This window comes from Antrihabitans stalagmiti (assembly GCF_016482825.1).
GTDB lineage: Bacteria > Actinomycetota > Actinomycetes > Mycobacteriales > Mycobacteriaceae > Antrihabitans > Antrihabitans stalagmiti.
Map to the genome: position 1 here is coordinate 439,605 of NZ_JAEMNV010000002.1, position 12,147 is coordinate 451,751.

The window sequence follows — 12,147 nt, forward strand, 5'->3', positions numbered from 1 at the left end:
AGTGAGTAAATCTCGAGCAGCACGTCCGGAGGCGGTTCTGCCGCCTCCGGACGGGCGGCTCGGCAGCGTGTCGATCGGCGAGGTCGTACTCGAAAGCGGCGCAGTGATTCCCGAGGTCACCCTCGCGGTCCAACGCTGGGGCGCGCTGTCTCCGAACAAGGACAACATCGTGCTCGTCGAGCACGCGCTGACCGGTGATTCACACATCACCGGTCCCGCGAACTCCGAGCATCCTTCACCCGGTTGGTGGAACGGCATGGTCGGGCCAGGCGCACCGATCGACACCGACGAATGGTGCGTCGTTGCAACCAACGTGCTCGGCGGCTGCCGCGGCACCACGGGCCCGGGTTCGATCGCACCGGACGGCAAGGTGTGGGGTTCCCGTTTCCCCGAAATCTCGATCCGCGATCAGGTCACCGCCGAAATCGCTCTTGCCGATGCGTTCGGTGTCGACCGGCTCGCATCGGTCGTCGGCGGATCCATGGGCGGCATGCGTGTGTTGGAGTGGATGGTCGGCGCGCCCGACCGCGTGTCCTCCGCGCTTGTGCTTGCCGTCGGGGCTCGCGCGACTGCCGACCAGATCGGCACACAGACGACCCAGATCGCAGCGATTCAGGCCGACCCGGACTGGCAGGGCGGCGACTATCACGGCACCGGCCGCACTCCGACGACGGGCATCGGCATCGCCCGCCGCATCGCACATCTGACCTACCGGACCGAGTTCGAACTCGACCATCGTTTCGAGAACTTCTCGCAGGAGGGCGAAAACCCCTGGGAGGGTGGGCGTTACGCGGTCGAAAGTTACCTAGAGCATCAGGCCGAGAAGCTGATCGCACGGTTCGATCCCGCGACCTACGTCTTGTTGACCGAGGCGATGAACCGACACGACGTCGGTCGCAACCGAGGTGGCGTCGAAGCAGCACTTCGTGCGACACACGTGCCGTGTGTGGTCGGCGGTGTCGACTCCGATCGCCTGTACCCGCTGCGGACGCAGCAGGAACTCGCAGATCTTCTACCGGGTTGTCGTGGGCTGGAGATCGTGCATTCGAAGGACGGTCACGACGGCTTCCTCACCGAAGCCACAGCAGTCGCGACGTTGCTCGACGAGACGATGGAACTCGCGCGCCGAGGTTAGGTTTTCGTCGTTAGCCCGTGCCGAGCGGATCGATCGATGCAGCAAGCAGCACGATTGCCGCGCCAACCGCTGTCATTGCGCCGACATCGAACCATCGACCCCTGACTGCGAGCAGCCCGACCCGATCGGTCGGTAGGCACAGCCGAAACGCAGCGCCGAGCAGGGTCGCTGAGCCGAACACCAATGCTCCGCGCCGCCACCGTTCGGACAGGATGAACACGACGGCAAGTGTGACGACCGCGACGACCACCACCATCGGGAGGTGGCAGCGGACGTACAGCACGATGCGGCTGCGGCCAGTCCGGCTCGTCACTTGCTCGTCATTCCTGTTCGGCCCGCTCGACGACGTTGGACAGCAGGAATGCGCGGGTGAGCGGTCCGACACCACCCGGGTTCGGTGAAAGGAATCCCGCAACGTCGGCGACGTCGACCGCGAGATCGCCAACCCTTCCGTCGGGACCACGGGTCGCGCCGACGTCGATGACCGCAGCGCCCGGCCGGACCATGTCCTTGGTGATCAATCCCGGTACGCCCGCTGCCGCAACCACGATGTCGGCACGACGTACTTCGGCAGCGAGATCACGAGTTCCGGTGTGGCACAGCGTCACTGTCGCGTTCTCGGATCGTCTGGTCAGCAGCAGGCCCAACGGACGACCGACGGTGATGCCGCGACCGACGATCACAACGTTCGCTCCGGCGATCGGCACGTCGTAGCGCCGCAGCAGGTGCAGCACACCGCGCGGAGTGCATGGCAACGCCGACTCCTTGCCGAGCACCAGACGGCCGAGGTTGACCGGATGCAGGCCGTCGGCGTCCTTGTCGGGATCGATCCGTTCCAACGCGGCGTTCTCGTCGAGGTGCTTCGGCAGCGGAACCTGGACGATGTAGCCCGTGCAGGCCGGATCTGCGTTCAGTTCGTCGATGGTGTCGTCGAGTTGCGCCTGGCTCACGTCGGCAGGCAGGTCGCGGCGGATCGAATTGATGCCGACCTTCGCGCAGTCGCTGTGCTTGAGACGTACGTACGTTGCCGAGCCAGGATCGTCGCCGACCAGCACCGTGCCGAGGCCGGGCGTGATTCCACGCTCCCGCAGCAATGCAACTCGTTTGGTCAGGTCCTCGAAGATTTCGTCACGGGTCGCTTTGCCGTCAAGGAGAATCACAACGCCATTGTTTCAGACTCGCGTTGCGGATCCCGCGCTACTCGACGATCAGGCCGTTCGCACGCGCGTAGGCGACCGCTTGCGTCAGTTCGATTCGTGCACCGTCGACCTTGGCCGACATCCACAGTTGTGCATCCATCCGAGCTCCACGCAGATCGGCGTTGTCCAACTTCAGACCGATCGTGCGGGCGCCGGTCAGATCGACCGAGTGCAGGGATGCGCCGCGAAAGTCCGCCTGCACCAGGCTCGCCTCGCGAAACCGGCAATCGCTGAGGTCCACTTTCCGTAGATCGGCGCCGCCGAGCGATGCCAGCGAGAAGTCGACCTCCTCGAGCACGATCGGCCGCATTCGACACCGCTCGAACACCGATCCCAGCATCGAGCAGCCACGAAACGTGCCGTGCCACAGTGTGGTTCCCGTGAACGTGCACGATCTGAACGCCGATGCGACGTGGACGGAACTACCGAGGTCCGCGCCGGTGAAGTCGCACTCGGTGAACACGACACGTTCGGTTGTCAGTCCGGACAGGTCGGCGTCGCGAAAGGAGCAGCGGGTGTAGTGCCGATCGGACAGTCGCTGCTCCGACAACTGCGCTTCGGAATAGTCCTCGTCGACGAACTCCTCGAAATCGACGCTAGCCATAACTCCATTTTCCGCCTCTGACAGGCTGGTCGGGTGTTTCGACTGATGTTCCACGAGCCCCGCATCCCACCCAACACCGGTAACGCCATTCGCTTGAGTGCAGGCACCGGGTGCGAACTGCATCTGGTAGGTCCGCTCGGCTTCGACATGTCCGAGCCCAAGCTGCGCCGCGCCGGGCTCGACTACCACGACCTCGCGTCGGTGACCGTGCACGAGGACCTGCCGTCGGCGTGGGCAGCGCTACAACCTGAACGGGTGTACGCCTTCACGGCCCATGCGACGACGTCCTACGCCGATATCGCCTACCTGCCCGGCGACGTTCTGCTGTTCGGTCCCGAGCCGACCGGGCTGTCGGACGAGGTCCTCAACGACCCACACGTCACCGAGCAGCTGCGGATTCCGATGCTGGCGGGGCGACGCTCGCTCAATCTTGCGAACGCAGCGTCGGTCGCCCTGTACGAGGCGTGGCGCCAGAACGACTTCGGCGGTGGGGTCTAGCGCACAGGTCACTTGTCTGCAGCAGGGACTTCCTCGTGCTCGCGGGTCGGCTCGGGGTGTGGCTGTGGTTGCTGCCGCCCGGATCGACGGGTGCGCCCGAGCACCCGCCAGCCGATCCAGATCACAGCCCCGACGACCGCGAGGAAGCCGAGCCACGGGATCGCCTTGCCGATGAAGACCACGACCGCACCGATCGCGTCCAGGAGGGAATTCCAGCCTGCGACGATACCGTCCCAGAAGTTGTCCGGACCTGGGTCCTCTCCGGGTGGCGGTGCATCTTCTGTCGCGAATTCGATTGTGAGCGTCGATAGTTCGATCTGGTCGTCGAGAGCGCGCTTCTGTGCGGTCAGACCGTCCAACTCGGCCTGACGGTTCGACAGCGCGTTCTCGGCTTCGATCAGGTCGGCGGTGTTGGTCGCGCCGGCGATCAGCGCGCGCAGCCGGTCGACCGAGGTCTGTAGTGCCTTGATCCGGGCGTCGACATCTTCGTATTGCAGCGTGACATCGCTTTTGCTGACCGAGATGCTCGTGACCTTGCCGAAGTCCTGCAGATCGTCGATCAGTTGATCCGTCTTGTCCGAGGGAACTCGAACCGTAAGCGTCGCACGCGGTTTCGTGTAGTTGTCGGTACCTGGCTGCTCGGTTCGGTCGTCGATTCGCCCATCCAGCGACGTCACGCGGTCGGCGACTTTGCGGGCGGCATCGATCGGATCCGAGGCGGTGACATTCACACTGCCCGTTGTGATTTCCTTCCGCGTTGCCTGGTCGGCACCTGGCGGCGCCTTCATCTGGGTTTCCATGCTGCTCTCGGCGGGGTTGGCGGGCGCGGCGAGCGGCGGCGCCGAATCCATCAGCGCACCGGGCGATGAGGCGTCGGTATCGTTCGAGGAGTCGCTCTTGGAGTCGTCCCCACAGGCAAGCAGCAGAAAGCTCATCGCGACGAACATCGCGAGCAATAGGCGCTTCATGAACGCAGGGTAGCGGAATCATCGAAAGTCCCGAGACTTAGCGGCTATTCGCAGATCCATCCGTTGTAATCGGTCGGCTACCACGGTCACAGCCCCCTCTGCGTTCTGCACCTTCCCGCGGACCAGCAGCGCAGGAGCCAACTGCGCCAGCTTCCGATACTTCGCCCACAGCCCGACCGAGCAGACGACGTTGACCATCCCCGTCTCGTCTTCGAGATTGATGAAGGTGACTCCCGCAGCCGTCGCAGGACGTTGCCGGTGCGTCACCGCTCCCCCGACCAACACACGATCGCCGTCGGGAACGGCCAGTAGCCGATCGGCTGTGACGACTCCGAGGGCGTCCAACTGCGGCCGTAGAAACTCGGTCGGGTACTTGCCTGGCGATACCCCTGTCGCCCACACATCGGCCGCGGACAGTTCCAGATCACTCATGCCTGGCAGTGCCGGGGAGTGTGTCGATGCGCCGATACCCGGCAGCCGATCGGGTCGCTCGCCGGCTGCGGCACCCGCCGCCCACAGCGCCTCTCGGCGAGTGATGCCGAGGCTGCCGAGTGCGCCGCCGGTTGCCAGCGCTTCGGCTTGCGCGGTACTCAGCTCGACTCGGCCGGTGAGGTCGAGAAACGACGAGTACGGACCCGATTCGCGAGCAGCGACGATCCGTTCTGCGAGTTCGGTGCCGATATGGCGAACTGCAGCGAGACCGAGCCGCACCACCATGCCTTTCTCCTCGAGGGTCGCCTCGGCGCGACTGGCATTGATATCGGGACCGTGCACGACCACACCGTGGCGACGAGCATCCGCGACAAGCGATTGCGGGGAATAGAAGCCCATCGGTTGCGCTCGCAACAGACCCGCGCAGAACGCCGCAGGGTGGTGCAGCTTGAACCACGAGGAATAGAACACCAGCGAGGCGAAACTCTGCGAATGACTTTCCGGGAAGCCGAAATTGGCGAACGCGTAGAGCTTCTCGTAGATCCGGTCGGCGACATTGCCTGTGATGCCGTGCAATTCCCGCATACCGTCGAACAACCTGCCTCTGAGCTGCTCCATCTTTTCCGGTGACCGCTTGGATCCCATCGCGCGTCGGAGTTGATCGGCTTCGGCTGGGGAGAATCCCGCGACGTCAATGGCCATCTGCATCAGCTGCTCCTGGAAGAGCGGAACACCTTTCGTTCGTTCGAGCGAGTTCTTCAACGCAGGGTGGTCGTAGGTCACCGGTTCCAGACCGTTGTGCCTGCGGATGTACGGGTGCACCGAGCCGCCCTGGATCGGCCCTGGCCGAATCAGAGCCACCTCGACGACGAGGTCGTAGAACGTTCGCGGTTTGAGCCGGGGCAGGGTCGCCATCTGTGCGCGAGATTCGACCTGGAACACACCGACCGAGTCGGCACGTTGCAGCATCTCGTAGACGGCCGCTTCGGTGAGATCGAGCCTGGACAGATCCACCTCGATGCCCTTGAACTCGGCGACAAGGTCGATCATGTAGTGCAACGCCGAGAGCATGCCGAGGCCGAGCATGTCGAATTTGACCAATCCCACTGCGGCACAGTCGTCTTTGTCCCACTGCAGGACACTTCGATTCGCCATCCGCGCCCATTCGACCGGGCAGACGTCTGCGATCGGGCGGTCACAGATCACCATGCCGCCCGAATGGATACCGAGATGTCGAGGGAATCCTTCGATCTGTTCCGCCAGTTCGAGGACCGCGGCGGGGATATCCGTGTCGACCTCCTTGCCTATGCCACTCCAACGGTTCACCTGTTTGCTCCACGCGTCCTGTTGGCCTTGCGAAAAACCAAGCGCGCGAGCCATATCCCGAACCGACGACTTACCTCGATAGGTGATGACATTGGCTACCTGTGCCGCATACGCGCGGCCGTACTTGTTGTAGACGTGCTGAATTGCCTCTTCCCGCCGGTCCGATTCGATGTCGACATCGATGTCCGGTGGACCGTCTCGCTCCTGCGAAAGGAACCGTTCGAAGAGCAGTTCGTTGTTGACCGGATCGACATTGGTGATCCCGATCGCGTAGCAGACGGCCGAGTTGGCGGCCGAACCTCGCCCCTGACACAGGATGTCGTTGTTCTTGCAGAACGACACGATGTCGTGCACGACAAGGAAGTAACCGGGAAAGTTCAGCTCGCCGATGGTTTTCAACTCGTGCTCGATCTGCCGATAGGCCTTCGGTTGTCGCTCCGGGGTGCCGTAGCGCCTACGGGCACCCGTCATCGCCAATTCGCGTAGCCAGCTGTTCTCGGTATGGCCGGCCGGGACGTCGAACGGTGGCAGCTGCGGGGCGATCAGCTTCAGGTCGAATGCACACTCACGTCCGAGGTCTGCCGCATTGCCGACCGCTTCGGGATGGGCATGCAGCAGCCTGGCCATCTCGGCACCTGATCGCAGATGCGCGCCGCCGGTCGGCGCGAGCCAGCCGGCTGCCTCGTCCAAGCTCTGCCTCGCCCGCACCGCGGCCATCGCCATGGCAAGCCTGCGACTGCGTGGCGCGGCGAAATGCGCTCCCGTTGTAGCGATCACCTGCAGCTGCTGTTGCCTGGCAATGGTTGCGAGAACGGCATTGCGTTCGTCGTCCTCGGGTATGCCGTGATGGGTCAATTCGACGACCACACGATCCTTGCCGAACCGTTCGACGAGATCGAAAAGCGCAGCGCCTGCCGCTTCGGCTCCTCCTTGCGTCAAAGCCTTGCGGACATGACCTTTTCGGCAGCCGGTCAAGATTTGCCAGTGCCCACCGGCCGCCTCCGTCAGCGCGTCGTAGTCGTAGTGCAACTTCCCTTTCTCACCACCCGCCAGATGTGCGGTTGCGATTGCACGAGAGAGGCGTCGATAACCTTCTTGGCCGCGGGCGAGCACAAGCAGGTGTGTGCCGTCGGGATCCGGCGAACCGGTACGGGCGTCGGTGGTATCCAACGACAGTTCGGACCCGAACACCGTCTTCATATTCAGCTCTTTGGCCGCTTCGGCAAACCGGACGACCCCGTAGAAGCCGTCGTGATCGGTGATCGCGATAGCTTCCAGACCGAGTCGAACAGCCTCCTCGACAAGTTCCTCGGGATGGCTGGCGCCGTCGAGGAAGCTGTACGCCGAATGCGCGTGCAGCTCCGCGTACGGCACCGTGGGTCCGGCGACCGAATCGATCGGCGCCCCCTGATACTCGCCGCGCTTGCGCGACCACGCCGGACTGTCGCCGCCGTCGCCCGGATACATCGCCTCCGGGTTGGTCCTGCCTGGCCTGCCGGACAGCACTCGTTCCAATTCCGACCAGGTCGGTGGACCGGAGTTCCAGCCCGATCCGTGATTCCAGCCCATCAGCTGGTCGTTTCGAAGAACATTCCTCGAACGTACATTCGACCACCGACAAGTCTGCGGCGCGCTGAATGATAGGTCTGCGTCGCCGCGTCGGACTGGAGCATTGACGACTGCGGGGTTCGGAACTTACTGTTGAGTAAGTTCGGGTCACCGTCGACTCGAGCCGATCCTAGGAGCCTCCACATGTCAGCACTGGCCGACCGGCACGTCATCATCACAGGAGCCTCATCGGGCATCGGTAGAGCCTCGGCCGCGGCCGTCGCCGCAGAGGGCGCAACCGTCTTCCTCCTCGCACGCCGAGCAGAAGAACTCGACGTCGTCGTATCCGAGATCGAGGCAACCGGCGGGCGCGCATTCGCCTACCGCTGCGATGTCACCGATTCCGTCGCGGTCGACACCACCGTTGCTGCGATTCTCAGCGAGCACGGCCACGTCGACATGCTCGTCAACAACGCGGGTCGCTCGATCCGACGATCCGTCTACCGCTCGACCGATCGCCTGCACGACTTCGAACGCACGATGGCGGTCAACTACTTCGGCGCTGTGCGTATGGTTCTTGCGCTACTACCCCACATGCGCGAACGAAAATCCGGGCACATCGTCAACATCAGCAGCGCGGGAGTGCAGTTCAGCACGCCACGCTTTGCGGCATACCTGTCCAGCAAAGCCGCGCTCGACATGTTCACCGAGATCACCGCATCCGAAACCCTTGCCGACAGGATCACCTTCACCACCATCCACATGCCACTCGTCGATACGCCGATGATCGCCCCGAGCGGATCACGCAACGCTGTACCACCGGCGAGTATCGAGTGGGCGGCCGCAACTGTGGTCCGGGCGCTGGTCAGCAAGCCCAAGCGCATCGATGTTCCGTTCGGCACTCTGGCTCAGATCGGCTCGCTCATCACCCCCCGGCTCAAAGAGCGCGCGATGCACCAGTTCTATCGGCGTTACCCCGACTCCCCCGCGGCGAAAGGCCTGGTCGTGGAAGCGAAGGACACCGAGGCAAAGGACCCCGAGGCAAAGTCGCACGTACGGCGGACGAACTCGACTCGATCCAGTCGGCTCGCAGCGAAAGGGGCTCGGCGGCTGATTCGTCTAATGCCTGGAACATAGCGACAAAAGCTTCCGAACTGGGACCACGCAAGAAACGGGTCCGGACATCAGGGTCCGGGCATTAGGAAGCCCCGCCGGCGGGTCGGGGGTCTGCCGGCGAGGCTATCTATGTATTCGGCCGACCCCGTGAAAGCGTTACAACCTTTTTCAACTTTCTTTCGCGACCGGCAGCTCGGTCAACGAGACCACCGAAACGGCCTCGACGGGTTTCGGCGCCGCGCCGCAACTTGCGGGTCGAGCGGGCAAGGATCGGGATGCCGTGGCCACTCGCCAACTACGACCGTCGATGTGCGAGACGATGATCGTCCCGTCCGCCTCTAGCACCGAGAGCTCCGCCGGACCTGCCTCGATGCGTTCCCGGACCGCAATTTCGGCAGCCTGCGCGGCAGGCGAGTAGACACTTCGGCCGCGAAGGCCGTCGATCGCGACGACCCCGGCGAAGGCTGCGGCAACTACGGCCGCACTTGCAGTGGTATCGAGTCGACCGTAGGTGTAGCCGGTCGGCAACATGATCATCGAGGGCGCGAAGCGATGCCCGCCGGTGTGCGAGCACTCCCACACCGCATCGGGATACAGCTTGCCGAGTTGTGCTGCGATCGGGCGGCCGTACAGCGCGCAACACTGATCGCGTTTGGCATGCGCGCAGACGAGGACGACCGGGTTGGCGACTGCCGTTCCGATCCCCGGTGCAGGCCCGCTCAGAGCTGCCAGGTCCAGGTTCAGAAGTTCGTCGAGGTCGGCGATCTCCAGTTGTTCACACCAGGGATTCTCCGGCCCGGAGTTGACGAGCAGCACGGTTCGGGTGTCGCGACGTGCCGTTCTGCCTGGTCTTCGGACGAGCATCAGTCGCACCTTCGCCGCGGTGGTCGCACGAGCCAACTCGGCCGACAACTCGGTGCCGAGTACAGCGTCACCGAGCACATCGCGACCCCACGCTCCCGGCTGCTCGACACACAACCACGTCGTGACGGTGGCAGCGGTGCCGGGAAGTGGTTCGTCGATCGCGGAGGCGGCCGAACAAGTCAGTGCCGCAACAGCATCCGCGCCCGTAGTTTCGGCAGTCACTAGTGAAACTTCTCGCCGTTGGCGAACATCTCGACGTACTTCGCAATTCTGCGGGCGCGCGTGGCGGGGACGGTCGCATCGTGCAGACGAAAGTGCACCGCGTACTGGTTCTGCTTGTTCAGGGTGTCGAAAAAAGCTTGTGCGGCAGGGTTTTTCGCAAGTTCGTCGAGAAAGTCCTTCGGTAGCTCCGCAGCAGCCTGACCCTCGTAGGCGCGGTCCCAGCGGCCGTCTGCCTTCGCGCGATCGATCTCTGCCTGCCCTGGCGGTTGCATCAGCCCCTGTGCGATCAATTCCTCGACCTTGCCGCAGTTGCGTTTCGACCAAGGACTGCGAGCCCGGCGAGGTGTGAAACTCTGCATGTAGAACTCGTCGTCGATCCGTTTGACCTGGCCGTCGATCCAGCCGAAACACAACGCGACATCGAGAGCACCGTCGTAGTTCAACGACGCGTACCCGGTGCCCTTCTTGGCGAACTTGATCCAGATCCCCTTCTGCAGGGTGTGATTGCGCGCCAGCCAATCCCGAAAGGCAGCCTGGTCGGTGAAGAACTCGATCGTCTTCTCCGGTTGTGTCATGGCTCCACTCTAGAATCTGCGAAATGGCTCGTGACGATGTGTCCAATGCAGCGGTGTCAGGTGCTGATCCACGTGGGGAACCCAGTGCCATTCTGCGACCCGATCTTGCCGCGCCGCTGCTCGATCTGACCCGTCACCATCCGAGGGAGTCGCTCGCCCCGTTCGTCGACTACCTCTGGATCGTTCGCTGGACGATCTCCGATGTGCACCGGCAGCAGGTGCTGCCGCAACCCAAGATTCACCTCGCTGCCGAAGCCGGTCGGCTCCGCGTACAGGGGGTGAGCCGCGAGCCGTTCTATCGGACGTTCACCACATCGGGTCAGGTGATCGGAGTTGCTTTCCGCGCCGGCGGTTTTCGTCCACTACTCGGGTCGAGCGTCGGGGCGCTGGAAGGCAAAGTTGTTCCGGCAGGCGAACTCTGGCCGCACGACGACGCCCCCGTCGCCGCCCGGGGTCTTGCCGAAGAGGATCGCGAGGCGATGACGAAAGGGGTCGAAGACTATCTGGAACTGATTGCGCCGGAACCGGATCCGATGGTCGACGAGGTCGATGCGATCGTGTCGAGAATCGAGACCGACACGAGCATCCATCGAGTCGATCAGGTCGCGGCGCTGGCAGGCACCAGTGCTCGCACACTACAACGGCTGTTCATCGACTACGTCGGCGTCGCTCCGAAATGGGTGATCCAGCGCCGCCGACTGCTCGATGCTTCCGAACGTGCGCACAGCGGTCCGGTGGTGTGGGCTGAGCTCGCCGATCAGCTCGGCTTCAGCGATCAGGCCCATCTCATTCGAGCGTGGACCGCAGCGGTCGGCACACCACCCGCGACCTACGTCCGCGAAACGGGCAACTGGGTGCCGCGGGGCTGAACCCCTACTCGGCCATCAGGAAGGGCAGGACATCGGCTTCGAACTGTCGGTAGTTGTCGCGGTGAATGCTGTGCCCAGTTTTGTATCTGACGACGCGAGAATCCGGGAGCAGCTCGGCGAACGCCGTCAACTTGACGGGGTCGACCATGCCACCGGGGCCGCCGACCAGCACCAACGTCCTCGCTTCGATGCCGGACAGCCGCTCCCACCACACCGGATTCGGCTTTCTGAACTGCGCGAGGGCAGTCGATGTCATCGATCTGTCGAAAGCCAGCACCGCACGCGGATGCCGAATGACGCTTGTTCCGGCGTGCCACAGCTCTGGCAGCGTCGGGAAGCGCCCGGTCAGCGACATCGGCGGGTCACCTGGACGCAGCGGTAGCGGCGACTCTTCGACGACCAGACGACGGACCAGTTCCGGCCGGTCCTGCGCGACCCGCGAGCAGGCGTATCCGCCGAGCGAGTGTCCGACCAGGTCGATTCGTGTCACATCGAGGTCGTCGCACAGCCGGCGGAGATCGTCGCCGAACTCGTCGAACAGATAGGACGGCGTGTGCGCGCTGCGGCCATGGCCGCGAAGGTCCGGAATGATCACACGTCGACCACGCTCGAGCAGTGCTTGGGCGAACTGATCCCAGGTATGACCGTCACCGCCCATGCCGTGCACGAGCATTACCGGCACAGGATCGATCGATCCCGATGTCGCTGAATCCCGATAGGCGATGTTCACACCGTCCAACGTCACCTTCGTTCGTGTCAGCTCCACCCGTCGAGCCTATCGACGCTCGAAG

11 protein-coding genes and 1 pseudogene are annotated in these 12,147 nt (G+C 63.7%); 4 read left to right on the top strand and 8 right to left on the bottom strand.

Annotated features, from left to right (window positions below; all coding sequences use genetic code 11):
* Nucleotide 1 precedes the first annotated feature (1 nt).
* Nucleotides 2-1,135 (top strand): homoserine O-acetyltransferase MetX, encoded by a 1,134-nt coding sequence (gene metX, locus JGU71_RS06370; RefSeq protein ID WP_199703185.1) that lies wholly within the window; start codon nucleotides 2-4, stop codon nucleotides 1,133-1,135.
* Between the two features lie 10 nt (nucleotides 1,136-1,145).
* On the opposite strand, the gene JGU71_RS06375 is transcribed toward metX, so the two are convergent.
* The 3 genes from JGU71_RS06375 to JGU71_RS06385 form a co-directional block, all read right to left on the bottom strand.
* Nucleotides 1,146-1,391 carry a DUF3017 domain-containing protein gene (locus JGU71_RS06375; RefSeq protein ID WP_199703607.1) on the bottom strand — a complete coding sequence of 82 codons (246 nt, stop codon included), beginning with the start codon at nucleotides 1,389-1,391 and terminating at the stop codon, nucleotides 1,146-1,148.
* A gap of 64 nt (nucleotides 1,392-1,455) precedes the next feature.
* Complete coding sequence (locus JGU71_RS06380) at nucleotides 1,456-2,295, bottom strand: bifunctional methylenetetrahydrofolate dehydrogenase/methenyltetrahydrofolate cyclohydrolase (protein ID WP_199703186.1); 840 nt, start codon at nucleotides 2,293-2,295, stop codon at nucleotides 1,456-1,458.
* Between the two features lie 37 nt (nucleotides 2,296-2,332).
* The gene (locus JGU71_RS06385; RefSeq protein WP_199703187.1) at nucleotides 2,333-2,938 is read right to left on the bottom strand and encodes a pentapeptide repeat-containing protein; all 606 of its coding nucleotides are present in this window, start codon (nucleotides 2,936-2,938) and stop codon (nucleotides 2,333-2,335) included.
* Between the two features lie 33 nt (nucleotides 2,939-2,971).
* Between JGU71_RS06385 and JGU71_RS06390 the strand changes: the two genes are divergently transcribed.
* Entirely contained in the window at nucleotides 2,972-3,436 is a 465-nt protein-coding gene (locus tag JGU71_RS06390; RefSeq protein ID WP_199703188.1) for a tRNA (cytidine(34)-2'-O)-methyltransferase, read from the top strand.
* 8 nt (nucleotides 3,437-3,444) lie between these two features.
* Here the strand turns inward: JGU71_RS06390 and JGU71_RS06395 are convergent, their stop codons facing one another.
* Nucleotides 3,445-4,404: a DUF4349 domain-containing protein gene (locus JGU71_RS06395; RefSeq protein WP_233528806.1), complete on the bottom strand. Its 960-nt coding sequence runs from the start codon at nucleotides 4,402-4,404 to the stop codon at nucleotides 3,445-3,447.
* An 18-nt stretch (nucleotides 4,405-4,422) separates the two neighbouring features.
* Nucleotides 4,423-7,731 (bottom strand): error-prone DNA polymerase, encoded by a 3,309-nt coding sequence (locus tag JGU71_RS06400; RefSeq protein WP_199703189.1) that lies wholly within the window; start codon nucleotides 7,729-7,731, stop codon nucleotides 4,423-4,425.
* A 192-nt stretch (nucleotides 7,732-7,923) separates the two neighbouring features.
* On the opposite strand from JGU71_RS06400, the pseudogene JGU71_RS06405 reads away from it, so the two are divergent.
* Nucleotides 7,924-8,847: pseudogene (locus JGU71_RS06405) on the top strand (SDR family NAD(P)-dependent oxidoreductase); the annotation flags it as partial.
* A 147-nt stretch (nucleotides 8,848-8,994) separates the two neighbouring features.
* On the opposite strand, the gene JGU71_RS06410 reads toward JGU71_RS06405, so the two are convergent.
* Nucleotides 8,995-9,912: a ferredoxin family protein gene (locus JGU71_RS06410; RefSeq protein ID WP_307829529.1), complete on the bottom strand. Its 918-nt coding sequence runs from the start codon at nucleotides 9,910-9,912 to the stop codon at nucleotides 8,995-8,997.
* The gene (locus tag JGU71_RS06415) at nucleotides 9,912-10,487 is read right to left on the bottom strand and encodes a YdeI/OmpD-associated family protein (protein ID WP_199703191.1); all 576 of its coding nucleotides are present in this window, start codon (nucleotides 10,485-10,487) and stop codon (nucleotides 9,912-9,914) included. Before JGU71_RS06415 ends, JGU71_RS06410 begins: the two co-directional genes overlap by 1 nt.
* 23 nt (nucleotides 10,488-10,510) lie before the next feature.
* Here JGU71_RS06415 and JGU71_RS06420 point away from each other — a divergent pair, with 23 nt between their 5' ends.
* Nucleotides 10,511-11,356 carry a helix-turn-helix domain-containing protein gene (locus tag JGU71_RS06420; protein ID WP_199703192.1) on the top strand — a complete coding sequence of 282 codons (846 nt, stop codon included), beginning with the start codon at nucleotides 10,511-10,513 and terminating at the stop codon, nucleotides 11,354-11,356.
* Between the two features lie 4 nt (nucleotides 11,357-11,360).
* Here JGU71_RS06420 and JGU71_RS06425 read toward each other — a convergent pair whose 3' ends face one another.
* Entirely contained in the window at nucleotides 11,361-12,122 is a 762-nt protein-coding gene (locus JGU71_RS06425; RefSeq protein WP_199703193.1) for an alpha/beta fold hydrolase, read from the bottom strand.
* Nucleotides 12,123-12,147 lie beyond the last annotated feature (25 nt).